Source organism: Arthrobacter sp. JDC6, assembly GCF_056484025.1.
Genome location: NZ_CM151278.1, coordinates 358,111 through 381,849 on the forward strand (window position 1 = coordinate 358,111; position 23,739 = coordinate 381,849).

Annotated in this window: 21 protein-coding genes; 6 read left to right on the forward strand and 15 right to left on the reverse strand. The window is 66.2% G+C overall.

Features of this window, described 5'->3' with window-relative positions; genetic code table 11:
- Window positions 1–3: 3 nt before the first annotated feature.
- The 4 genes from ACV095_RS01610 to ACV095_RS01625 all read left to right on the forward strand — a co-directional run bounded on the left by ACV095_RS01610 (window position 4) and on the right by ACV095_RS01625 (window position 2,827).
- Window positions 4–702 carry a nucleotide exchange factor GrpE gene (locus ACV095_RS01610; protein WP_018770005.1) on the forward strand — a complete coding sequence of 233 codons (699 nt, stop codon included), beginning with the start codon at window positions 4–6 and terminating at the stop codon, window positions 700–702.
- Window positions 703–811: 109 nt separating this feature from the next.
- The gene (locus ACV095_RS01615; protein WP_026265889.1) at window positions 812–1,783 is read left to right on the forward strand and encodes a DnaJ C-terminal domain-containing protein; all 972 of its coding nucleotides are present in this window, start codon (window positions 812–814) and stop codon (window positions 1,781–1,783) included.
- Window positions 1,784–1,798: 15 nt separating this feature from the next.
- Entirely contained in the window at window positions 1,799–2,224 is a 426-nt protein-coding gene (locus ACV095_RS01620; protein WP_018770007.1) for a heat shock protein transcriptional repressor HspR, read from the forward strand.
- 216 nt (window positions 2,225–2,440) lie between these two features.
- The gene (locus tag ACV095_RS01625) at window positions 2,441–2,827 is read left to right on the forward strand and encodes a hypothetical protein (protein ID WP_018770008.1); all 387 of its coding nucleotides are present in this window, start codon (window positions 2,441–2,443) and stop codon (window positions 2,825–2,827) included.
- 61 nt (window positions 2,828–2,888) lie between these two features.
- Here ACV095_RS01625 and ACV095_RS01630 read toward each other — a convergent pair whose 3' ends face one another.
- Window positions 2,889–4,298 carry an aldehyde dehydrogenase family protein gene (locus tag ACV095_RS01630; RefSeq protein ID WP_478222765.1) on the reverse strand — a complete coding sequence of 470 codons (1,410 nt, stop codon included), beginning with the start codon at window positions 4,296–4,298 and terminating at the stop codon, window positions 2,889–2,891.
- A 344-nt stretch (window positions 4,299–4,642) separates the two neighbouring features.
- On the opposite strand from ACV095_RS01630, the gene ACV095_RS01635 reads away from it, so the two are divergent.
- A complete protein-coding gene (locus ACV095_RS01635; RefSeq protein ID WP_478222766.1) occupies window positions 4,643–4,879 on the forward strand; it encodes a hypothetical protein in 237 nt (78 codons plus the stop codon).
- Between the two features lie 61 nt (window positions 4,880–4,940).
- Here the strand turns inward: ACV095_RS01635 and ACV095_RS01640 are convergent, their stop codons facing one another.
- The 7 genes from ACV095_RS01640 to ACV095_RS01670 all read right to left on the reverse strand — a co-directional run bounded on the left by ACV095_RS01640 (window position 4,941) and on the right by ACV095_RS01670 (window position 12,953).
- Window positions 4,941–6,443 (reverse strand): NAD-dependent succinate-semialdehyde dehydrogenase, encoded by a 1,503-nt coding sequence (locus ACV095_RS01640; protein WP_056391902.1) that lies wholly within the window; start codon window positions 6,441–6,443, stop codon window positions 4,941–4,943.
- Window positions 6,444–6,466: 23 nt separating this feature from the next.
- Window positions 6,467–7,288: an HpcH/HpaI aldolase family protein gene (locus ACV095_RS01645; RefSeq protein WP_478222767.1), complete on the reverse strand. Its 822-nt coding sequence runs from the start codon at window positions 7,286–7,288 to the stop codon at window positions 6,467–6,469.
- A complete protein-coding gene (gene hpaH / locus ACV095_RS01650; protein WP_056391900.1) occupies window positions 7,273–8,058 on the reverse strand; it encodes a 2-oxo-hept-4-ene-1,7-dioate hydratase in 786 nt (261 codons plus the stop codon). Before hpaH ends, ACV095_RS01645 begins: the two co-directional genes overlap by 16 nt.
- 2 nt (window positions 8,059–8,060) lie before the next feature.
- Window positions 8,061–9,146 (reverse strand): 3,4-dihydroxyphenylacetate 2,3-dioxygenase, encoded by a 1,086-nt coding sequence (gene hpaD, locus ACV095_RS01655; protein ID WP_018770014.1) that lies wholly within the window; start codon window positions 9,144–9,146, stop codon window positions 8,061–8,063.
- 100 nt (window positions 9,147–9,246) lie between these two features.
- Window positions 9,247–10,758, reverse strand: a complete 1,512-nt coding sequence (hpaE, locus tag ACV095_RS01660; RefSeq protein ID WP_478222768.1) for a 5-carboxymethyl-2-hydroxymuconate semialdehyde dehydrogenase — start codon at window positions 10,756–10,758, stop codon at window positions 9,247–9,249.
- Window positions 10,759–10,822: 64 nt separating this feature from the next.
- Window positions 10,823–11,497, reverse strand: a complete 675-nt coding sequence (locus ACV095_RS01665) for a GntR family transcriptional regulator (RefSeq protein ID WP_478222769.1) — start codon at window positions 11,495–11,497, stop codon at window positions 10,823–10,825.
- Window positions 11,490–12,953, reverse strand: a complete 1,464-nt coding sequence (locus tag ACV095_RS01670; RefSeq protein ID WP_478222770.1) for a fumarylacetoacetate hydrolase family protein — start codon at window positions 12,951–12,953, stop codon at window positions 11,490–11,492. Before ACV095_RS01670 ends, ACV095_RS01665 begins: the two co-directional genes overlap by 8 nt.
- A 231-nt stretch (window positions 12,954–13,184) precedes the next feature.
- Between ACV095_RS01670 and ACV095_RS01675 the strand changes: the two genes are divergently transcribed.
- Window positions 13,185–15,107 carry an FAD-binding monooxygenase gene (locus ACV095_RS01675; RefSeq protein WP_478222771.1) on the forward strand — a complete coding sequence of 641 codons (1,923 nt, stop codon included), beginning with the start codon at window positions 13,185–13,187 and terminating at the stop codon, window positions 15,105–15,107.
- Here ACV095_RS01675 and ACV095_RS01680 read toward each other — a convergent pair.
- From ACV095_RS01680 to ACV095_RS01710, 7 genes are all read right to left on the reverse strand, one after another.
- Complete coding sequence (locus ACV095_RS01680) at window positions 15,080–15,934, reverse strand: prephenate dehydratase (protein ID WP_478222772.1); 855 nt, start codon at window positions 15,932–15,934, stop codon at window positions 15,080–15,082. The genes ACV095_RS01675 and ACV095_RS01680 overlap by 28 nt on opposite strands.
- A gap of 53 nt (window positions 15,935–15,987) precedes the next feature.
- Window positions 15,988–17,901, reverse strand: a complete 1,914-nt coding sequence (locus ACV095_RS01685) for an amylosucrase (RefSeq protein ID WP_478222773.1) — start codon at window positions 17,899–17,901, stop codon at window positions 15,988–15,990.
- Between the two features lie 62 nt (window positions 17,902–17,963).
- The gene (gene ppgK / locus ACV095_RS01690) at window positions 17,964–18,782 is read right to left on the reverse strand and encodes a polyphosphate--glucose phosphotransferase (protein ID WP_478222774.1); all 819 of its coding nucleotides are present in this window, start codon (window positions 18,780–18,782) and stop codon (window positions 17,964–17,966) included.
- Window positions 18,770–20,485, reverse strand: coding sequence for a glycoside hydrolase family 13 protein (locus ACV095_RS01695; protein ID WP_478222775.1), 1,716 nt, complete (start codon window positions 20,483–20,485; stop codon window positions 18,770–18,772). Before ACV095_RS01695 ends, ppgK begins: the two co-directional genes overlap by 13 nt.
- A gap of 46 nt (window positions 20,486–20,531) precedes the next feature.
- On the reverse strand, window positions 20,532–21,422 hold the full coding sequence (locus tag ACV095_RS01700; RefSeq protein ID WP_142070541.1) for a carbohydrate ABC transporter permease: 891 nt from the start codon (window positions 21,420–21,422) through the stop codon (window positions 20,532–20,534).
- Window positions 21,419–22,357: a carbohydrate ABC transporter permease gene (locus ACV095_RS01705; protein WP_026265892.1), complete on the reverse strand. Its 939-nt coding sequence runs from the start codon at window positions 22,355–22,357 to the stop codon at window positions 21,419–21,421. Before ACV095_RS01705 ends, ACV095_RS01700 begins: the two co-directional genes overlap by 4 nt.
- 43 nt (window positions 22,358–22,400) lie before the next feature.
- Window positions 22,401–23,678 (reverse strand): ABC transporter substrate-binding protein, encoded by a 1,278-nt coding sequence (locus tag ACV095_RS01710; RefSeq protein ID WP_196804766.1) that lies wholly within the window; start codon window positions 23,676–23,678, stop codon window positions 22,401–22,403.
- Window positions 23,679–23,739: the final 61 nt, after the last annotated feature.

The following is a 23,739-nucleotide window of genomic DNA, read 5'->3' on the forward strand; positions in this document are numbered from 1 at the left end:
CCCATGCCGCACCACGGTAACGAGGAAGAGCACAACACATCCGCAAGCCAGCAGAACACGCAGGGCAACGGCCAGGAGCCCGTCATCCGGGACAACCGCAAGGTTGACCCGGTGACCGGGCAGGCCCGGCACCCCGAGGGCGGCCAGTCCGCTCCGGGGGCCGGTTCCCGGGCCGGGGCAGCAGATTCCGACGGCGACGCGCTGGCCCAGGCCGAGGAGATTCTCAACGGCGTGGACGTGCCGGCCGAGGAATCCGTGGCCCAGGGTGCGCCCGCAGGGTCCGCCGGCGCCGAGGCAGCCGAACTGCGCAACGACCTGCTCCGCCTTCAGGCTGAGTACGTCAACTACCGCAAGCGCGTTGAACGCGACCGTGCCGTGGCAGGGGAAATGGCCGTCATCGGCGTCCTGAATTCCCTGCTCCCGGTTCTGGACGACGTCGACGCCGCACGGCAGCACGGTGACCTCACCGACGGCCCCTTCGCCGCGATCGCCACCAAACTGGAGAACGCGCTGAAGACCTACGGCCTGGTCCGCATCGACGAAACCGGCGTGGAGTTCGATCCCACGATCCACGAAGCCCTGATCCAGCAGCCCGGCGAGGACATCGAGGTTGACACCGTCAGCCAGGTCCTCCGCTCCGGCTACAAGTCAGGCGACCGTGTCCTCCGCGCAGCCCAGGTGATCGTGGCCGTCCCGGCTTAGTTGCCCCTCGCCTCCGCGGATGAGGGGGTCCCGCCCGGGCCCCCTCATCCGCTCCGGCGTTCAGCGGTAATCTCGCCCTAACGCTTTTGTACTTTGAAAGGAAACGCCATTGGCTAGCCAGGATTGGGTGGACAAGGACTTTTACAAGATCCTTGGTGTTGCCAAGGACGCTTCCGACGCCGACATCAAGAAGGCCTACCGGAAGCTTGCGCGGCAGCACCACCCTGATACGAATGCGGGGAACGCCGCTTCCGAGAGGAAGTTCAAGGACATCTCCGAGGCTTATTCGGTGCTTTCGGATCCGGATGAGCGCCAGCAGTATGACGCCATCCGGGCCATGGGCAGCGGGGCCCGCTTTGCTCCCGGCGGCGCCGGCGCCCCCAACGGCGGGTTCGAGGACATGTTCGGCGGCCTGTTCACCGGCAATACCGGACGGCACGCCGGTGGTTTCAATCCCTCCGCCGGCGGCATCCCGCCCGAGTTCGCCGACCTCTTCGGCGGCTTCGGCGGCGCCCCCGGATTCCAGCGTGCCCCGCAGAAGGGCGCCGACCGGACCGCGTCGACCAGCATCTCCTTTGCCGGCTCCATCCGCGGCACCACCATCGGCCTGCGTGAACCCAGCGGCGAGGTCATCGATGTCCGGGTTCCCGCGGGTATCAAGGACGGCCAGAAGGTCCGCGTGCGTGGCAAGGGCCAGCCCGGTCCTGCCGGCAATGGTGACCTGGTGGTCTCAGTGTCGGTCCAGCCACATGCGTTTTACACGCGCGACGGCGACAACCTCCGGATCCACGTCCCCGTCACCTTCCCGGAGGCTGCTTTGGGCGCGGACATCGAAGTTCCCACCATCGACGGCGACAAGGTCAAGGTCCGCGTCCCGGCAGGCACGCCGTCCGGCCGTACCCTGCGGGTCAAGGGCAAAGGCGTCAAGACGCCCAAGGCCACCGGCGACCTGCTGGTGACGATCGACGTCGCGGTTCCCAAGAATCTCAACAAGGACGCCGAAGCTGCGGTCAAGGCGTTCGCCGAGGCCACGTCGTCGGCGGACGTTCGCGAGGGCCTGGCAGCCAAGGCCCGGCTCTAGGCGCGGAGGTGAGCCGTGGACATCAATGCTGACCAGCCGATCTTTGTGATTTCGGTGGCGGCAGAGCTGGCGGACATGCACCCCCAGACCCTGCGGCAGTACGACAGGCTTGGCATCGTCAAGCCCAGCCGTGCCCCCGGAAAGTCCCGGCGCTATTCGCAGCGTGACGTGAACATGCTGCGGGAAGTGCAGCGGCTGTCGCACGAAGGTGTGTCGCTGGAGGGGATCAAGCGCATCCTGGAACTCGAAAACCAGGTGGCAGCCCTCCAGAGCCGGATCGCTGAACTCACCGAGGAACTCGGGCGGCGGCCGCGTTCCGTGGATTCGCGCATCTTCGCCGCCGGCGCCGCGGGCGATGTGGTGAGCCTGGCCCGTGGCCAGCGCCCCCGGCCCCGGTCACAGGCGGTCATGCTGTGGCGGCCCCGGGCGATCGGACAATAAGTGCGATCGGACAATAACGGGATGCCGGAGAGCAGGTAGCGTTTCCCGGTGCCCCGGACAAATATGAGTACCCGCTACTCGTGACGGAAAAGCCCCCTGGAATTTGAATGGAACCATCGCCGGATCAGCGGCGATGGTTCCGCAATTTCTGGGGGTTTTCGTGTTTAAGGTTCTCAGCGAAGCTGCTTCAACCCGGGTCCGGCCATGAGCCCGGGGATGGAATCCGTGGCCGCGTTCAGCAGCTCCTTGCCGGGGCAGATCCTGCTGGCCATCGGGCAGACCATTGTTGTGGTCTGCGTCTGCTTTGACATGGTCCGTGAATTGTCCGTCCCGCGGTCCCACCGGCGTTACGTGGCCAGCACCGTCTTCCGTACCCTGGCGATCCCGTCGATCGTGGCCAATGCCATGACCGTCTTCATCGCCCTGGTGGTGTCCTCCTGGGTGGACGTGGTGATGGGCATGTTTGTCCTGGTGGCCATTGTTTTCCGGTTCCACCACAACCAGGACGAGGACAACTGGTGGAAGGGCAAGGGCAAGAAACTTGCCCGGTGGGCCCGCCGGCAGTTCGCCGGCCGGACGTCCACGGCCCCGGCCATGGGGTAGCGCCGCGAAGCCCCGGGAGCCCGGCGCCGGCAACCTTGCGTGCCGGGCTCCCGCGTCAACATCAGCCGTTGATCACCTGCGGTACGCCCAGGGCCTTGAGGCCCTCCACGCCGAATTCCACGCCGTAGCCGGACTGCTTGGCGCCGCCGAACGGGATGCGCGGGTCCACGGCGCCGTGCCGGTTGATCCACACGGTTCCGGCCTGGATGCGGGCCGCGACCTCCCGGGCTGCTTCCAGGTTGGGGGACCAGACGGAGGCGCCCAGGCCGACGTCGAGCCCGTTCGCCTTTTCCACCGCCTCGTCGATGCTGCCGTAGCGGATGATCGGCAGGGCGGGGCCGAACTGTTCCTCGGCCACCAGCGGGTTGTCGTTGTCGATGTCCGCCACCAGGGTGGTGGGGTAGAAGTAGCCGGGCTGGCTGGTATCCGGGTTCCCGCCCAGCAGGACGCGTGCCCCGGAAGCCTTGGCCGCCTCCACGAGGGTGGCCACGACGTCGTACTGCGCCTTGTTCTGCAGCGGTCCCAGCACGTTGTTCTCGTCCAGGCCGTTGCCCATGGGCATCTGCTTGGCGACCGCCACGAGCTCGTCACAAACGGCGTCGTAGATGTCGTCGTGGACGTAGAGGCGCTTGAGCGCGGCGCAGGTCTGGCCGGTGTTGAGGAAGGCGCCCCAGAAGATGTCCGTGGCAATGGCCTTGGGGTCGGCGTCGGGCAGGACAATGCCGGCGTCGTTGCCCCCAAGTTCCAGGGTGAGCCGCTTGACGGTGTCGGCGGAGGACTTGATGATGGCGCGGCCGCCGGCGGTGGAGCCGGTGAACATGATCTTGCCGATCGCCGGGTGGTCGGTGAGGCGGGCGCCCACCTCGCGGCCGCAGGACACCACGGACAGGATGCCTTCGGGGAGTTCTTCGTTGAGGACCTTGACCAGCGCCAGCACGGAGAGCGGGGTGTTGCCGGAGGGCTTGACGACGACGGTGTTGCCCATGCGCAGGGCCGGCGCCAGCTGCCAGACGGCGATCATCATGGGCCAGTTCCACGGGCCGATCGCCCCGACCACGCCGATGGGCCGGTAATGCAGCTCAGCGCGGGTCTCACCGTCGTCCACGATGGTTTCCGGTTCCAGCGGCAGGCCGGCCGTGGCGCGGAGCCAGGCGACGCAGGCGCCCACTTCGAAGCGGGCGTTTGGACCGTTCAGCGGTTTGCCCTGCTCGCGGGAGAGCAGCTGGGCGAGTTCCTCGGCGGAGCGTTCGACGGCGTCGGCTGCCTTGAGCAGCGCGGCGGACCTTGCGTCGTGGCCCAGGGCAGCCCAGGCTGGCTGCGCGGCCACGGCTGCGGCCACGGCGCTTTCCAGGTAATCGAGGCTGTGGACGGGGGCTTCGCCTACCGGTTCGCCCGTGGCCGGATTGAGGATGGTCCGGCCAGTGCCGGCAGCGGGGGCAATGGAGGCAAGAAGTGCATCGTACGTTTCCAAGGGATACTCCACATCGAGTAGGCGAGGACGCCAGCCGGTCGGCGTAGCGGGTTACTCCCCAGTTTGGGTGAGTGCCCGCCCCCGCTCTTGTGTTTGTGCGCAGGACTGTTGGCGGAGAGGGAACGGCGTAAAAATCAGCCCGCCTTATTGTGAACTTGTCAGATTAAGCCTTAGGGTGGGGATCAGGCCGGCGAAGCCCTCGAGAACCGCCGGGTAACTCCTCCCCGGATCCAGGCAAACGACCCCGTCAAACGCCCAGCAGCGGTACCGCGGCCCTTATTGCGCCACGGCGCACAGGTGCTGGGTTTTGCGTCGTCGACGCCCCCGACAAGCAGGAGAACACCATGACCGTAGAGTCCGAGCTCACTGAAGCGCCCGCAACAGCACCTACCGACATCTCCCGAGGGGGCAGCTACGTTACGTTGCCACCCGGATCGGAGGTATCGCCGAAGCTTGAGGGCAGCTACGTCACGGGGCCCGGAGCCCTTCCCGGACATGGCAACAGGGCCCAGGGCACGTACGTGACACTTCCCGCGGCGCCGGCGGGGGCGACCGAGATCAGCTACACCCGCGTCGGCTGACCCGCGTCAAGAAGCACCTGCCACCCTTTCGACCAGGGCGGCAGGTGCTTCTTCCCCGCGGTTACCCGGCGTAGGGGTCGGCGATGCCGATGTATTGGGTGGTGGTGTATTCGGCGATGCCTTCGGAGCCGCCTTCGCGGCCCAGGCCGGATTGCTTGACGCCGCCGAAGGGTGCGGCGGCGTTGGAGATGACGCCGGCGTTGAACCCGACCATGCCGAATTCGATCTGTTCCGCGACGCGCAGGAGGCGGTTGAAGTCGCGGCTGTAGAGGTAGGACGCGAGGCCGTATTCGGTGTTGTTGGCGAGCCGGATGGCGTCTTCCTCGGTGCTGAAGGTGGTCACCGGGGCTACGGGGCCGAAGATTTCCTGGCCAAGGATCGCCGCGTGGTTGGGCACGTTGGCCAGGACGGTGGGCTGGTAGAAGTAGCCCGGTCCGTCCACCGGTGCGCCGCCGGTCACGGCCACTGCTCCGGCGTCGACGGCGGCGCTCACCAGTGCATGCACCTCATCACGGGCGCCTGCGTCGATGAGGGGTCCCACCTGGGTGGCCGCCTCGGTGCCGCGCCCGGTGTGCAGGGCGCCCATGGCGGCGGCGAACTTCCGGGTGAACTCCTGCGCCACGGATTCGTGGACCAGGAACCGGTTGGCCGCGGTGCAGGCTTCGCCCATGTTCCGCATCTTGGCTGCCATGGCCCCTTCGACGGCCTTGTCCAGGTCGGCATCTTCGAAGACGATGAACGGCGCGTTCCCGCCGAGCTCCATCGAGGTGCGCAGCACGTTCTGCGCGGCGTCTGCCATGAGGCGCTTGCCGACGGGGGTGGAGCCGGTGAAGGAGACCTTCCGCAGCCTTGAGTCCTTCAGGAGCGGGCCGGAAATCCCGGACGCGGAGGAGGATGCGACGACGTTGAGGACCCCGGCGGGAAGGCCGGCGTCGAGCATGGTCTGGGCGAAGTACTGCGCCGTAAGCGGGGTGAGCTTGGCGGGTTTGAGGACCATGGTGCAGCCGGCGGCGATGGCGGGGGCGACCTTGCGGGTGGCCATGGCGAGCGGGAAGTTCCAGGGGGTGATGAGCAGGCAGGGGCCCACGGGTTTGTGCTGGACCAGGATCTTGTTCCTGCCCTCCGGGGTGGTGAGGTAGCGGCCATAGTCGCGGACGGTTTCCTCGGCGAACCAGCGCAGGAACTCTGCCCCGTAGGTGACCTCACCGCGGGCCTCGGCCAGCGGTTTGCCCATTTCCAGGGTCATCAGCAGGGCGAAGTCCTCGGCCCGCTCGGTCACCAGGTCGAAGGCCCGCCGGAGGATCTCCGCCCGGGTCCTAGGTGCGGTGCGCGCCCAGGACGCCTGCACGGCGTCGGCTGCATCGAGTGCGGCAATGGCGTCTTCGCTGGTGGCGGAGGCGAGGGTGGCGAGCACCTCCCCGGTGGCGGGGTCGTGCACGTCGAACGTGCCGCCGTCGGACGCCTCGCGCCACTGACCGTTGATGAGCAGGCCGGTGGGGACGGAAGCCAGGAGCGAGGCTTCATGCTCCGGCGAAAAGGCAGGGGAGATCGCAGAAAGTGTCATGGGAAGTCCTTAGGAAGGGAAGGTCAGTAGCTGGCGGGGGTGTCGCCGTCGGCGTGGGGAATGTACTTTGCTGCGAGGGCCTCGGAACCGCGGGCGAGGAGTGCGACGTCGGCGCCCACCAGGATGAAGTCCGCGCCGTTGGCGAGGTAGTGCTCGGCCGTGGCGGGAGCGAAGGCGTTGACGCCCCCGGGTTTCCCGGCCGCCTTGGCAACGGACAGGCAGTGTTCGACGGCGGCGCGCACCTCGGGGTGTTCCTGCTGTCCCAGCAGGCCCATGGAAGCGGCGAGGTCGGAGGGGCCCACGAAGATGGCGTCCACGCCGTCGACTTTGAGGATGTCCTCCACAGCCTCGACGGCCGCCGTCGATTCAATCTGGACGGTGACGCTGATGGTCTCGCTGGCCCGGGCGAGGTAGTCCGGGACCCGGTTCCAGCGTGCGGCGCGGGCCAGGGCCGAGCCCACGCCGCGGGCGCCGTGGGGCGGATAGCGGGTGGCAGCAACCGCCGCCTCCGCTTCCGCCACCGAATTCACCATGGGGATCAGCAGGTTCTGAACCCCCAGGTCCAGGTACTGCTTGATCACCACCGTGTCATTCACCGGCGGCCGGACCACGGTGTGGACCGGGTAGCCATGGATGGCCTGGAGCTGGGCGAGGATGGACTCGAGGCCGTTGGGGCTGTGCTCCGCGTCCACCAGCAGCCAGTCCAGCCCTGCCCCCGCGCAGAGTTCGGCGACCAGCGGGCTGCCGGAGCACACCCACATCCCGGCGAGCGGGCGGCCTGCCTTTCCCTTCTGTTTTTGCGCAGCCAGGGCGGAGCGGAAGGTGTCTTCTATTCGAAACGGCATGTCACAGCTCCCAGGGGTCCGTAGTCGGCGTGGACGGTGTCGCCCTTGTACACCCACAGTGGGCGGGTGAACGAGCCGGCCAGGATGATGTCGCCTGCCTTGAGCGCGTCGCCGTGGGCGGCGATCTTGTTGGCCAGCCAGTGCACGCCGTTGGCGGGGTGGTCCAGCACGCCCGCGGCCACGCCGGTTTCCTCCACGGTCTGGTTCTTGTAGAGGATGGCGGAGACCCAGCGCAGGTCAACGGCGTCCGGCTTGACCGGGTTGCCGCCGATCACCATGGCGCCCATGGCGGCGTTGTCCGAGATGGTGTCCACGATGGTCCGGCCCTCCATCTCGATCCGGGAGTCCAGGATTTCGAGGGCCGGAACCACGTAGTCGGTGGCCTTCAGGACATCGAAGATGGTCACGCCCGGGCCCTTGAGTCCGTCCCTGAGGACGAACGCCAGCTCCACCTCCACGCGCGGGTGGGTGTACTGGTCCCACCGAACGGAGCAGCCGGTCTCCAGCACCATGTCATCGAAGATGGCGCCGTAGTCCGGTTCGGTGATGCCGGTGGCGGCCTGCATGGCCTTGGACGTGAGGCCGATCTTGCGCCCCACCAGGGTCCGGCCGGCGTCCTCGTTGCGGCGCCGCCACAGCTGCTGCACCGCGTAGGAATCCTCCACCGTCATCTCCGGGTACCGGGCGGTCAGGCGGGGGACAGGGGTGCGGGTCCGGCCGGCTTCCACCAGCTCGTCCGCGATGGCCTCAATCGTCGTGGGCTCCAGCATGGCTAGACCTGGACTCCCAGCTTGAAGCCCGTCCGGTCGCCTTCGGGCGAGCCGTCCTTGCGGGTGTAGGAGAAGCCGTCGGCGCCCACCGTGACCGCCATCTCGGACTTTTCCTCGCGGACGATGACCGGCTGCGGGTTGCCGTCCAGGTCCAGGACCAGGGAGGCCTCGGTGTACCAGGAGGGGACCACGGGGTTGCCCCACCAGTCGCGGCGCTGGTTGTCGTGGACGTCCCAGGTGATGGTGGGGTTGTCCGGGTCGCCGGTGTAGTAGTCCTGGGTGTAGATCTCAATGCGGTGGCCGTCCGGGTCCAGGATGTAGAGGTAGAACGCGTTGGACACGCCGTGGCGGCCGGGGCCGCGTTCGATCCGGTCGCTGATGCGCAGGGCGCCCATCTTGTCGCAGATCTGGATGATGTTGTGCTTCTCGTGCGTGGCGAACGCGACGTGGTGCATGCGGGGGCCGTTGCCGCCGGTCAGGGCGGTGTCATGGACGGTCTGCTTGCGGTGCATCCAGGCGGCGTAGGTGACGCCGTCGGCATCCTTGATGTCCTCGGAGACGCGGAAGCCCAGGTCCTCCAGGTACTTGCGGCCGCGCGGGACGTCCGGGGTGACCTGGTTGAAGTGGTCCAGGCGGACCAGTTCACCGGCGGAGTAGAGGTCATAGCGCTGGGTGAGCCGCTCCACGTGCTCCACGTCGTAGAAGAACTCGTACGGGAAGCCCAGCGGGTCCTCCACGCGGACGGAGTCGCCGATGCCTTTGGTGAAGCCTTCCTTGCGGCGCTCCACCCGGCAGCCGAGCTCCTTGTAGTAGGCCTCGGCGGCATCCACCTCCGCAGGGGACTTCACCCGGTAGGCGAAGGCGGCGACGGCGGCGATGGGTCCCTTGCGGAGCACCAGGTTGTGGTGGATGAATTCCTCCAGGGAGCGCAGGTAGATCGCGTTCTCGTCTTCCTCGGTGACGTGCAGGCCCAGGACGTCGACGTAGAACTCGCGGGACCTGGCGAGGTCGGTGACCACGATCTCCATGTAGGCGCAGCGGACGATGTCCGGTGCCGGGACGGTGGGGGTGGGAACGAAGTTGGTCATGATGGTCTCTCTTCTTTGAAAGGGGGCTTCTTCCCCAACTGACTGGCAGTAGTTGTCGTTTTGAGGCCTCAAAACGACAACAAATGCGAGCTGGTTGGGTTCAGGCGCCGAATTTGGGGGTGTGGACGGTGCCGAGCGTGATGTGCACGGCCTGCTGGTCGGTGTAGAAGTCGATGGAGCGGTAGCCGCCCTCGTGGCCCAGGCCGGAGGCCTTGACGCCGCCGAACGGGGTGCGCAGGTCGCGGACGTTGTGGCTGTTCAGCCACACCATGCCGGCCTCGACGTTCTGCGAGAAGTTGTGGGCGCGGGTCAGGTTCTGGGTCCAGATGTAGGCGGCCAGGCCGTACTTGGTGTTGTTCGCCAGGGCGAGGGCCTCGTCGTCGTTCTCGAACGGGGTGATGGCCACGACGGGTCCGAAGATTTCCTCCTGGAAGATCCGGGCATCGGGCGCGACGTCGGCGAACACCGTGGGTGCGATGTAGTTGCCTTCGGGCAGGTGGCCGGGGCGGCCGCCGCCGGCCAGGAGCCGGCCTTCGGACTTTCCAATCTCCACGTAGGAGGCCACCTTGTCGTAGTGCTCGGGGTGGACCAGGGCTCCCACTTCGGTCTTGGGGTCATGGGGGTCACCCACCACGATGTTCTTTGCCCGGGCGGCGTACTTTTCGCAGAATTCGTCGTAGATGGCGCGCTCCACCAGGATGCGTGAGCCGGCGGTGCAGCGCTCCCCGTTGAGGGAGAAGACCCCGAACAGGGCGGAGTCGATGGCGGCGTCCACGTCGGCGTCGGCGAACACGACGCAGGGGGATTTGCCGCCGAGCTCCATGGACAGGCCCTTGAGGTTGGCCGCGGCGTTGCGGAAGATCGTCTGGCCGGTGGTGGTCTCGCCGGTGAAGGAGATCAGCGGGACGTCCGGGTGCTTGACCAGGGCGTCGCCGGCCTCCTCGCCCAGGCCGTTGACCAGGTTGAAGACGCCGTCCGGCAGCCCTGCATCCTTGAAGATGGTGGCCCACAGGGAGGCGGACAGCGGGGTGAATTCGGCGGGCTTGAGGACCACGGTGTTGCCGGTGGCCAGCGCCGGGGCGAGCTTCCACGACTCCAGCATGAACGGGGTGTTCCACGGCGTAATCAGGCCGGCGACGCCGATGGGCTTGCGGTTGACGTAGTTGATCTGGGAGCCGGGGACCTTCATGGCGTCATCGAACTGGGCCACGATCAGGTCGGCGAAGAACCGGAAGTTCTCCGCAGCGCGGAGGGCCTGGCCCTTGGCCTGGGTGATCGGCAGGCCGGTGTCGAACGTTTCGAGTTCGGCGAGCCGGGCTTCCTGGGCCTCGACGGCGTCGGCAATCCGGTTCAGGACACGGGCGCGTTCACGGGGCTTCATCCGGGGCCACGGGCCGTTCCCGAATGCTTCACGGGCGGCGGCGACGGCGAGCTCGATGTCTTCCTTCTGGCCGGCCGCGGCGGTGGCGTAGTTGCGGTTGGACACCGGGTCCAGGACATCGAAGGTCTTGCCGGAGATTGAGTCCACGAACTGGCCGTTGATGTAGTGCTGGATGTGGCTGGGCAGGTCATCCGGAACGTAGTGCTTGGTGGTTTCTACTGAGGTCGTCATCGTTGAAGTCCTAACTGTGGTCTCTTCGTACAAGTGGTCGCGTCGTACAACTGGTCTTTTCGTACTAATTGGTTTGGGCGAGGTAAGCGTCCAGGGTCGCCGTGCGGTGCCGGCGGGCTGCCTTCTCGATGTCGTCGGCATCGGCACCGGACTCGATCAGCTTCAGGAGTTCCTCATGTTCCTCCACCGAGTCGCGGGCCCGGCCGGGGACGAAGCGGAAGGTGGAGGACCTGAGTGCGGCCAGCCGGTTCCAGCCGCGGTGTACCAGGTCCAGGATGTGCGGGTTGGGGCAGTGTTCGAACAGGACGCTGTGGAAGTCCTGGTTGAGCTGGGTGAAGCGCACCGGATCGAAGTGCTCCAGGCACTGGCGCATTTCCTGGTTCACGGCACGGGCCCGGGCAATGGCCTGGCCGTCGATCAGCGGTGCGGAGAGTGCCGTGGCGGCACCTTCCACGATGCTGAGGGTCTGCATGGTGTAGAGGTATTCGGTGGGGTCGATGCCTGCCACCGTGGCGCCGACGTTCCGTTCAAACGTCACCAGTCCTTCGGCTTCAAGCCTGCGGATCGCTTCCCGGACCGGAACCACGCTGAAGCCCAGGTCCTTCGCTATGGCACCCAGGACCAGCCGGTAGCCGGGAGTGTAGGTGCCTTCCACGATTCGTGCCTTGACGGCCTGGTAGGCCTGTTGGGACTTGCTGCCGGGAGTGGTTGCCACGCCGGCCACGGCGGTTTCAGTCATGGCGGTTGCCTGCCCATTCCTTGTACCGGGCCTGCCATTCGGCGTTCATCGGGTAGAGGCCGTCCACGCTGTTGCCCTGCTTGACCATCTCGAAGATGAAGGCCTCTTCCTTTTCCTGCTGGATGCAGTCCTCAACGAGTTCTTCGGCGATGGCGGGCGGGATGACCAGGATGCCGTCGGAGTCGGCCACGATGATGTCGCCGGGCTGGACGGTGGCTCCGCCGCAGGCGATGGTGATGTCCGTGTCCCACGGGATGTGCCGGCGGCCCAGCACGGCGGGGTGCGGGTTGGCGAAGTACGTGGGCATTTCCAGGCCGGCCACCGCGGTATAGTCGCGGACGCCGCCGTCGGTGATGATCGCTGCCGCGCCGCGGACCTGGGCGCGCAGGGCCAGGATGTCGCCCACGGTGCCGGTGCCCTTTTCGCCGCGGGCTTCCATGACCAGGATTTCGCCTTCGTTGACGGAATCGATGGCGCGTTTCTGGGCGTTGAAGCCGCCGCCATGGGTCTTGAAGAGGTCTTCCCGGTTGGGCACGTAGCGCAGGGTCCGGGCCAGTCCCACCACGCGCCGGTCCGGGCGGGTGGCCTGGAGGCCGTCGATGCTGACGTTGTTAAGGCCGCGCTTGCGCATCTGGGATGACAGGGTGGCGGTGGCGACCGACTCGAGCTTGGCTTTCAGTTCCGGGGTGAGGGCGCTGGCAGGAGCAGGGAGCCCTGCGGCTTCGCGGGATCCGTAGGCCTCCTCCCGCTGCAGGTCGTCAACCTTGGGCTGGGCGCCAAAGTCCGCGAACGCCGTCGTGCCTTGCTCAACGGTGGTGACCAGGCGTCCGGTGGTGAGGGTGCCATCAATCGTGCCCGCCTCAACCTCCAGGACGTCGCCCGGTGCGGCCACGGAGGCGCCGGCAGGGGTGCCGGTGAGGATGATGTCGCCCTCCTCGAGGGTGAGGAGCTGGGACAGGTCCGCCACCAGCCGGGCGAAGGGGAAGAGCAGGTCAGCGGTTGTGTCGTCCTGGACCAGTTCACCGTTGTGCCAGGTGCGGATGCGAAGTTTGGAAGGGTCGACGGCGTCTGCCGGAAGAAGTGCCGGGCCCACAGGGGTGAACCCGTCCCCGCCCTTGGACCGGAGGTTGGAGCCCTTGTCCGCGTAGCGCAGGTCGTACACGCCGAGGTCGTTGCTGGCGGTGACAGCGGCAACGTGGCTCCAGGCCTCCTCGACCGTGACGCGGCGGGCGGCCTTGCCGATGATGAGCGCAATCTCGCCTTCGTAGCCGAGCAGTTCGCAGCCGGCCGGGCGCTCCACGGGGCTTCCGCTGAGCGCCAGCGAGCTGGAAGGCTTGAGGAAGTAGGACGGTTGGGCCGGGGTGCGGCCACGCTGGGCGGCCCGGCTGGGGTAGTTGATGTGCACCGCGACCACCTTGCGTGCTGCTGCCAGGGTGTCGCCGTTGACCTGCTCCAAAACGTCTCCTCATCAGGTACGAAATCGTATACGATCACTATCCATAGATTTGCAGCTTCCGTCAACCCCCTTGTTTCGGCTGCTTTAGCGGCACTTCCGGAGCCACTTGTCGCCCGCGTCACAACCGGCGTACAGTGGAAAACAAGTTTAGAGTTTTCGATTATCGAATCTACTGTTCTGATATAGAACACGAACTGATGTGAATCATCCACAACGAAGTGAGGAAAGCCCGTGCAGTTCCACCACCACGGATACGTATCCGGTGACCCGCGCATCAAGCCGGCAGCCGGCGTCGGACTGAACCGCCCCGAGGAGCTCCCGGAGGAAGTGGACGTGCTCATCGTCGGCACCGGCCCGGCCGGAATGCTCGCCGCCGCGCAGCTGTCCATGTTCCCCAATGTCACCACGCGGATCATTGACCGCCGGCCGGGCCGCCTCGCTATTGGGCAGGCTGACGGGATCCAGGCGCGCAGCGTCGAAACCTTCCAGGCCTTCGGGTTCGCAGAGCGGATCATCGCCGAGGCGTACCGGATCACGGAGATGGCGTTCTGGAAGCCGGACCCTGCCAACAACGCCAACATCATCCGCGCCGCACGCGCCGTCGACGACGAAACAGGGATCAGCGAGTTCCCGCACCTGATCGTCAACCAGGCCCGCGTGCTGGACTACTTTGCCGAGTTTGCGGCGAACTCACCCACCCGCCTCAAGCCCGACTATGGCTATGACTTCCAAGGCCTCACCGTCGCCACCGAGGGCGACTACCCGGTCACTGTGACGCTGCTTCACACCGCCGGACCCAATGAGGGCCAGGAGCGGATTGTCCGTGCAAAGTACGTGGTGGGGGCCGACGGCGCGCGCAGCAAGGTTCGCCAGGCGATCGGCTGTACGCTGGCAGGGGACCAGGCCAACCACGCCTGGGGCGTCATGGACGTCCTGGCCGTCACCGACTTCCCTGACATCCGCACCAAGTGCGCCATCCAGGCCGAGAAGGGCAGCATCCTGCTGATTCCGCGGGAAGGCGGCTACCTGTTCCGCATGTACGTGGACCTGGGCGAAGTGGATCCTGCCACCCACCACGCCGTCCGCAACACGAGCATCGAGCAGATCATCCACAAGGCAAACGAGATCCTGCACCCCTACACCCTGGATGTACGCAACGTGGCATGGCACAGCGTGTACGAGGTGGGCCACCGCCTCACGGACAGGTTCGACGACGTCCTGCCCGCGGACCGCGGCACCCGCACCCCGCGGGTGTTCATCACCGGCGATGCCTGCCACACCCACAGCGCCAAGGCCGGCCAGGGCATGAACGTCTCGATGCAGGACGGGTTCAACATCGCCTGGAAGCTGGGGCATGTGCTGGAGGGCCGCAGCCCCGAGAGCCTGCTGACCACCTACTCGGAGGAGCGGCAGGTGGTGGCCAGGAACCTGATCGACTTCGACAAGGAGTGGTCCACCATGATGGCCAAGAAGCCCGAGGAGTTCGAGCACCCCTCGGACCTTGAGGACTTCTACGTGCGGACCGCCGAGTTCCCGGCAGGTTTCATGACCCAGTACGCGCCGTCCCTGATTGTTGGCGGCACCGACCACCAGGACCTGGCCGCCGGCTTCCCCGTGGGCAAGCGTTTCAAGTCGGCACCGGTAGTCCGCGTGGGCGACACCAACCCCATCCACCTGGGCCACCACGCCACGGCTGACGGCCGCTGGCGGATCTATGTCTTCGCGGATGCGGCCCAGCCCGGAAAGGACTCCACCACGGACAAGCTTGCCGAGTGGTTCGCGCACTCGCCGGAATCACCCCTGGCAGTAACACCCGCGGACGCCGACCCGGACGCGTGGTTCGATCTGAAGGTCATTTACCAGCAGCCGCACACCGCCGTCGACATCAATGCCGTCCCCTCCGTCTTCAAGCCGCAGGTGGGCCCGTTCAAGCTCACCGACTACGAGAAGGTGTACGCAACCGATCCCACGGCGGACATCTTCGACCTGCGCGGACTGGACCGCAACGGCGTCGTCGTGGTGGTCCGCCCGGACCAGTACGTGGCCAACGTCCTGCCGCTGACCGCAACCGCCGAGCTCGGCGCGTTCTTCGCGCCGCTGCTCAAGGCCGCGCCCGCACAGCCACGTCAGGCGGTGGCTGCCGCCGCCCGGTAGTCAGCCGCGGGGTACACGCCGAGGATCCGCACCTCGGTGGTGAAGAAGTCCAGTTCCTCGAGGGCCAGCTTCAGCGGCAGGTCCTCGGGGTGGCCCTCGACGTCGGCCATGAACATGGTGGCGGCAAACTCGTTGCCCACCATGTAACTCTCCAGACGCGTCATGTTCACGCCGTTCGTGGCAAACCCGCCCAGCGCCTTGTACAGGGCGGAGGGGACGTTGCGGACGCGGAACACGAAACTGGTGACTGCCGGTCCGGGAAGATCCTGCCGGGCCGGCAGTGCCGTTTCCCGGGCAAGGACCACGAAGCGGGTGGTGTTGGAGGGGTCGTCCTCCACGCGCGAGGCCAGCACCTGGAGGCCGTAGATCTCCGCGGCCAGCGGGGGAGCCAGCGAGAGCTTGCGGGGGTCATTCCACTCGGCCACCTCCCGGGCGGACCCGGCGGTGTCACCGGCGATGACCGGCTTGAGGCCGTGGTCGCGGATCAGCTTCCGGCACTGGCCCAGGGCGTGGATGTGGCTGTGCACCTCGGTGGCGCCCTCAATGGTGCTGCCCGGAATGCCCAGCAGGTCGAAATGGATGGGCAGGAAGTATTCGCCCACGATCTGCAGGTTGGACTGCGGCAGCAGGATGTGGATGTCCGCCACCCGTCCCGCGATGGAATTCTCGATGGGGATCATGGCCAGGTCCGCTTCGCCGCCGGACACCAGTTCGAAGGCGTCCTCGAAGCTGGCGCACGGGACGCTTTCCATGTCCGGGAACATCTGCTGACACGCGATATTGGAGTTGGCGCCGGGCTCACCCTGGTACGCAATCTTGGAGGCCATGGTCCGTATGCTTTCACGCGCGCGGGCCCGTTGCGAAAACGGGCCCGCGAGTGCTACGCGGGGGTGACGCGCAGCCAGAGGTACTGCCGGGGGAGGAGGGTGATGCCGTCGTCCAGTTGCAGGGTGGCTTCGGAGAGAAGGTCGACGGCGGCAGGGGAGTACCCGCCAAAGGTTTCCGCCGGGAGGGTCTGGGCGGAGTCGCTGAAATTGGCGAGGGCCAGGACGGTGCTGCCACCGTCCGGACCGCCCGGGCGCTGGTAGCCGAGCACCGAGTGGTTGTTCGTACTGAAATCCACCAGCGTGGTTCCGGCAAATTCAGGAGTGCCGGCCCGGACCTCGATCATGCGCTTCAATCCGGCGTAGACGGCCCCCTCGGGGGTGGAGGGATCGGCACGGCGGGCGTATTGTTCGGCGGGAAAGTGCGGCCGGTGCACCCAGCGGCTGTCCTCCTCGTGGCCGGGCTCGGACGCGTAGGAGTAGTCGTTGACCTGCCCCACTTCGTCACCCAGGTACAGCAGCGGGATGCCGCCGGTGCTGAAGGGCACCGAATGGGCCAGGAGGATCCGTTCCACCGCCTCCGCCGGGTCAACCTCCATCCCGCACAGGGACGCCGTCGTGCCGGAAATCCGGCAGTCACCCGTCTTGGGGTTGTCCTGGAAGGGGACGCCGCGGGCGAAGCTGCCCGGGAACCGGTTGACGTAGAAGGAGTTCAGGAAGCGGCGGTGGTCAAAGCCGTTGATGCCCAGCTCGGCCGCGTCCTCATCGGCGAAGGTCCAGCCGATGTCGTCATGGCTGCGGACGTAGTTCACCCATGCCGTACCGTCGGGGATGTTGTGCCTGCGCTCCAGCGCCTGTGACAGCAGGGACACGTCCCTGGTGGCCAGGGACTCCCAGATCAGGGCCATCTGCAGCGGGTTGTAGGAAAGCTGGCATTCCGCGGGGTCGATGTACAGTGCCACCTCGTCGGGGTGCACGATGGCCTCCGACTTGAACAGCAGCGACGGTGCCGCCAGGCGGCAGACCGCGTTGAACGCCCGGAGCAGCGTGTGCGCCTGGGGGAGGTTTTCGCAGGGCGTCCCCAGCTGCTTCCAGATGAAGGCGACAGCGTCCATGCGCAGGATATCCACCCCCTGGTTGGCCAGGAACAGCATCTCGGCGGCCATGGCCCGGAAGACGCCGGGGTTGGAGTAGTTCAGGTCCCACTGGTAGGTGTGGAACGTGGCCCACACCCACCGGCCGTCCGCCATCTGGATGAAGGACCCCGGATGGTTCTCCGGGAAGATCTCGCGGACATTCGCCTCAAAGGCGTCCGGCATGGTCCGGTCCGGGAAGATCCAGTAGTAGTCGCTGTACTCGGGATCGCCCGCGGCTGCCTTCCGGGCCCATTCGTGCTCGTCCGAGGTGTGGTTGAAGATGAAGTCCACCACCAGGCTGATCCCGTTGGCGCGCAGTTCGGCCGCGAGGGAGCGCAGCTGTTCCATGGTGCCCAGCTTGGGGTTGACCTCCCGGTAGCTCGACACGGCGTAGCCGCCGTCCGAATGCGGTTCGGGCGCCAGGAACAGCGGCATCAGGTGCAGGTAGGTGAGGCCCAGCTCCTTGAAATAGGGAATGCGGCTGCGCACTCCCTCCAGGCTTTCGGCGTAGCGGTCCACATAGCAGACGCCGCCCAGCATGCCGTTGGACTGGAACCAGTCCGGCGCCTCCTCGCGTTCGGCGTCCAGCGCCTTCAGCTCCGGGGAGCGCTCCTGCCACGACCGCGCGCTCTGCACCACCAGGGCGGACAGCTGCTCCAGCCAGTCCTGCCGGGCGCCGTAAAGCGAGTGGAACAGGCTGCGGAGGGTGGGGAAGTGCTCATCCAGCCGCCGGTCAAAGTCCGGATCCGCAGGGAGGCCGAGGTCCCGTTGCCGGGCGAGTGAAGCGATGACGGCCTGGCGCGCCTCTTCGTCCTCGTTAACGGTTTCCTGCATGCCACTGCCCCTTCCAGCCGCCGCCGAGATGTCCGGCCGCACATGTACTGAAGTATTCCATGTCACACATACTGAGCCTGTCCATCCTTGAGCCGCCTGCCGGCAAGGGCGGCGCCCACAACGCCCGCGGCGTTCTCGAGGCTGGCCGGAATGACCGGGGTGCGCAGTGAGAGGCGAGGGAGGTATTCGGTACTGCACGCTGAAATGCCCCCACCGATGATGATGAGGTCGGGCGAGAAGAGGAACTCCACGTGCGACAGGTACTGCTGCAGCCGGTCGGCGTACTCCACCCAGGTGAGGCCTTGGTTCTCCCTGACGACGGCCGATGCCCGGGACTCTGCTTTGCAGCCGCCGATTTCCAGGTGGCCCAGCTCGAAATTGGGAACGAGCCTGCCGTCCACCAGCAGTGCGGATCCGATGCCCGTCCCCAGGGTCAGGACCAGGACAACGCCGCGCTGGCCTTTCCCGGCGCCGTACAGGGCTTCCGCCGTACCGGCAGCGTCTGCGTCATTCACGACGCAAACGGATCGTCCAAGCCGGGACTCCAGGTAGGACTGGACATCAAGTCCCACCCAGCTGCCGTCCATGTTTGCTGCCGACAGCGCCACTCCGCGCTGGACAATCGAGGGGATGGCGACGCCGGCAGCCAGGTTCCCGTGCCCGGGGCTTTCGGATTCGAGCTCACTGATGAGCTGGTCCAGGGTGTCTGCCACGTCATCCACCCTGCCGCTGGACGGGGTCCGCAGGCGGCGGACACCGCCGGCCGGGATGCCGCTGCCCAGGTTGACGAGTGCACCCTTGATCCAGGTCCCGCCAACATCGATTCCTATTCCGAAATCCGGTCCGGAGCCGGCGTCGGCAGGGGCGCTCACCGCAGCCACGCCGTGGCAGCGCCGGGCAGCCGGCCGGCTTCGAGTGGCGAGCTGGAGACCAGCAGCTGGCCCGCGGGCAGCTCGAAGGGTTCGGTACCGAAGTTCGTTATGGAGGTCCAGCCGTTGGGGCGCCGGAAGGCCAGGACGTCATCCCGGCCGGTTTCCAGCAGCTCCAGCGCTTCTGTTGTTTGCAGCTGCGACCGCAGGGCGAGTGCCCGGCGGTAGAGGGACAGGGTTGAATCCCCCTGGCCCTCCTGGGCCTCCACTGAGCTGCCCGCGAACCATTCCGGCTGCGGCAGGTGGGAGCCGCCGGGGCCGAAACCGAATGAGCTGCCCGCCGAGGTCCACGGCAAGGGGACGCGGCAGCCGTCGCGGCCGATCTCCACGCCCTTGTTCCGGAAGAAGGCCGGATCCTGCCGGGCGGAGTCCGGGATTTCATTGCCGACTTCCTGCAGTCCCAGTTCCTCGCCTTGGTACAGGTACGCAGAACCCGGAAGGGCGAACATCAGCAGGGACGCGGCTCGGGCGCGGCGCAGGCCGAGTTCGGCGTCGACATCTTCCTGCCTGCCGCCGGCCAGAAGCCACCGCTTGCCCGCCTGCCCGGCCATGATGTCACCTCCGGCCGAAGGCTCGGACGCGGGGAGGCCGTAGCGCGTGGCATGCCGGACCACATCGTGGTTTGAGAACACCCAGGTGGACGACGCGCCGGATGCTTTGGCCTCTGCCAGGTTCTTGATGATCGTCTTCCGGAACTGGGCGGCGTCGAAGTCCGCCTGCAGCAGGTCGAAGTTGAAGGCCTGGCCCAGTCCCTCCGGGCTGGCGTAGCGGGCGCGGCGGTCGGTATGGACCCAGGCTTCGGCGACGGCGGTGCGCGGCGGGTTGTATTCATTGAACACGCGGCGCCACTCGGCGTAGATTTCGTGGACCTCGTCGCGGTCCCAGTACGGGTGCTGCCCCGTGAGGTACAGCGCCTCGCCCTGGGCCTCGAGGTCCGCCTTGGTGGGCAGGGTTTCTTCCAGGTTCTTCGTCAGGGCGTGGGCGACGTCGATGCGGAAGCCGTCCACGCCCCGGTCCGACCAGAAGCGCAGGGTTTTCAGGAAGTCTTCGCGGACTTCGGGGTTGTCCCAGTTGAAGTCGGGCTGTTCCTTGGCAAAGATGTGCATGTACCACTGCCCGGGGCTGCCGTCGGGTTCGGTGATGCGCTCCCAGGCGGGGCCGCCGAACACCGAGTCCCAGTCCGACGGCGGCAGCTCGCCTTTTTCGCCCAGCCCGTCGCGGAAGATGTACCGGTTGCGCGCCGCGGACCCCTTGGGCGAGGCGAGGGCTTCCCGGAACCACTGGTGCCGGTCCGACGAGTGGTTGGGCACGATGTCCACGATCAGCTTGAGGCCGGCGGCGTGCAGGGCGTTGGCCATCGCGTCGAAGTCCTCCAGCGTGCCCAGCAGCGGGTCCACGTTGCGGTAGTCGTCCACGTCGTAGCCCCCATCGGCGAGTGCGGAGGGGTAGAAGGGGCTCAGCCAGACGGCATCGATGCCCAGGTTTTTCAGGTACGGAACCTTGGCGGTGATGCCGTTGATGTCGCCGATGCCGTCGCCGTTCGAGTCCGCAAAGCTGCGGGGGTAGATCTGGTAGACGGAGGCCTGACGCCACCAGTTGGGGTCGGCCGTGGGGGCGGGGTTGCTTTGGGTTGCCTGGGTGGCGGTGGTGGGCAAGATTGCTTCCTTCAGTTTCAGCTGTATCAGGTGTGTGGGTCCGGAGTTACTTGACGGCGCCCTGGGTGAGGCCGGACATGACCCAGCGCTGGGTAAACAGGTAGACGATGATCGCGGGGGCCATTGCCATCAGGTAGGAGGCGAAGGCCACGTTGTAGCTGTTGCTGAACTGCGTCTGGAAGATCTTTTGCAGCACGGGGATGGTCTGCAGTTCAGGATCGGAAATGATGAGTGACGGCATCATGAAGTCGTTCCATGACGCGATGAAGGCGAAGATGCCCACGGTTGCGCTCATGGGCCCCAGCAGGGGGAAGATGAGCTTCCAAAACACCTGCCACGTTCCCGCGCCGTCCATCCGCATACTTTCCTCCAACTCCAGGGGGATCGAGCGGAGGAAGGCGGTGAAGAGCATGGTGTTGAAGGCCAGGGCGAAAACGATGTGCAGGATGGCCACCCCGAGCGGGTTGTCGAGTCCGACGAGTCCCGTGAGCTGGATCTGCGGCAGCGCCACCACGGGGAACGGGATGAACATTGCCGCGAGCAGGTAAAAGAAGGACCAGCGGAAGAGCCGACGGTCCCAGTTGCGGACGATGGCGTAGGCGGCCAGGGCCGAAACGATGATCTCCCCTGCAACGGCGATCACCGACACGAACACGGAAATTCCAAAGCCGCGGGGGAAGTTTGTGAGCGTCCAGGCCTGGGCAAAGCTGTCGAAGGTCAGGGGGCTTGGCAGGGAGAAGGCGTTGCCGTCCACTGCCTGGCCAGTGGTTTTGAAGGCCATGCTGACCGTGACGTAGAGCGGGACGAGCACGCTGAGCGTGCAGACAATGAGGATGATGGTGGCGGGCCACTGGATGCGTTCGGGCCCGGCGGGTAGGCGGCGGCCCTTGGCGGCCGCCGCGGGTTCTGCCTGGATGATGCTGGGTGCGCTGCTCATGCTGCGATCCCTCCCTTGCCACGTGTGAAGCGAAGTTGGACGAGTGCGATGACGATGCTGATGAGGAAGAAGATCACGGCGTTGGCCATCTGGTAGGCATAGTCGCCGCCTTCGAAGCCGCGGAAGATCGACATCGCGACGCTTCGTGTGGCCACGCCGGGCCCGCCGTCGGTGAGGCCGATGATGATGTCGTAGGCGTTGAGATAGTTCTTGAACCCCAGGACCGTGTTGATCACGGCGTACCCCGCAATGAGCGGCAGGGTGATGTGCCGCAGGTTCTGCCAGGGCGATGCCCCGTCGATGGAGCTCGCCTCGTAGACCTCGGCGGGGACCGTGAGGAGCCCTGCGATGTAGATCAGCATGGCACTCGGGATGGACTGCCACGCCGTGACGAAGACGATCGCAAGCCACGCGAGCTGGGGGTTTGCGAGAAGGCTGGTGGCCAGCGGCTCGATTCCCATGCTTTTGCCGGCAAGGGGCAGCGAGTTCGAGAAGAGGTACTGGAACACGAACGCGATGACGATGCCGGAGATCACCATGGGGATGACGAAGACGGTGCGAAGCGCGGCACGGAAGCGGACGCGGGACGTGAGGCCCAGGGCCAGGAGGAAGGCCACGGCATTCACGACGATGACGGTGACCAGCGAGAAAACGAGGGTGAAGCCGTAGGCGCCGAGGACTCCTTCATCACGGAACACCGCGATGAAGTTCCGGATGCCGATGAAATCGAAGTCACCGAAGCCCACGGAGTTCGTGAAGCTGTAGATGAACCCGAGAACGGCGGGCAGCGTGACGGCCAGCGTGAAGATCACCAGCGAGGGCAGGAGGAAAACATAGTAGAGCGGATCAACGCGGCTTTTGCGCACGCGTGTGGTTCCAGCCGCTGCCGGGGCCGTCACCTCCACCCTGGTGGAAGGTCTCGTCATTGATGACATGGATGGTCCTCGTTTCGTGCTTTGAGAGATCGAAAGTGTGGGTCTAAGCGCGGAAAGCCAGGCGGGCCCAGTCGGCGTCCATCCTGCGCAGCGTGCTCTCGGCATCGGCGCCGCCGATGATCGACTGGATGTAGTTGGCGGCCGGAATCGAGTTCGGAATGAACTGTGAGGCGCCCATGTAGAAGCGGCCCTCGTCGTAGTACTTCTGCATCTCGACGATTCGTGGGTCGGTCACCGGTGGCGCGTCCTTGGTCGTCCCGAAACCCAGGAATTTGGCGTTGTAAGGGTTCTGGATCTCCGGCCGCATCAGGTACTGCAGGAAATCGCGGGCACCCTGCTGCCCGTTGGCGACCTCGGGAACCCAGAGCGAGAGGTCGATGTTGACGCGGACTTTGAGATCTGCGGGATCACCGGTCATGGGCAGCGGGAAAGTTCCCAGATCCAGGTCTTTGCCGGCCTTTTCGATCTCGCCAAAGGCCCAGGGTCCCTGGAAGTACATGGCGGCCTGGCCCTGGGCCATTGCCGTGTTGCCGTCTCCGTAGCCTCGGCTCGCCGCATCGGGATTGACGTATTTGGTCAGTTGGACCATGCGCTTCACCGGTTCGAGCATCGTTTTCTGGAACGAAACTTCCGAATCCGGTCCGACGTTTTCGCCAATCCCATGCATTTTCTGATAAAAGTCGCGCACGTTGACCATGCCGCCCACCGTGTAGTCGAACAATCCCTGTGCCACGGTCCAGGGGTCGCGGAAAGTGCCGTATATCGGCGTGATGCCTGCTGCCTTGAGCACCTCGCACACCTCGATCAGTTCATCCCAGGTTGTTGGGACGGCCACCCCGTTCTCTTCGAAGATGCGGCGGTTGTAGATGACCGAGGCCGCCATGACCGAGTAGGGGATGACGCTGGTGCGGCCGGCATAGGTTGGATACCAGTTGGTGAGGTCCAGCACGTCGTCCCGGATGGAGGCCGCTGCCGGGAGGTCGGAAAGATCCGAGAGCGCCCCGCGCTCCATGAAGCGCGCCATCTCCAGGTTGTAGTTGAGGCATCCGAGGTCCGGGGGACTGCTGCGGACGAAGCTGGCAGAGAGATTTGTGGCCATGTCATGCAGGACGCGCACCCGGTCCTGCGAGTCGGTGAACTTCGCGGCCAGGTCCCGGAAGTATGGAACTGCCTCCGGCTTTGACTGGTGGAACGTGATGGTGGGCCTGGCACTGGCCGGGGCGCAGCCGGCCAACCCGAAAGCGGTGAGCGCACCTCCCGCAGCGGCAAGGAAAGTGCGCCGGGAAACGTGTCTCCCGGCGGACGTCAAAGGTGGCAACATCGGCTCCTCTTGGACTCTCGGATAATTTATATGGGTCTTATATTTAGGACCTATATGAGGA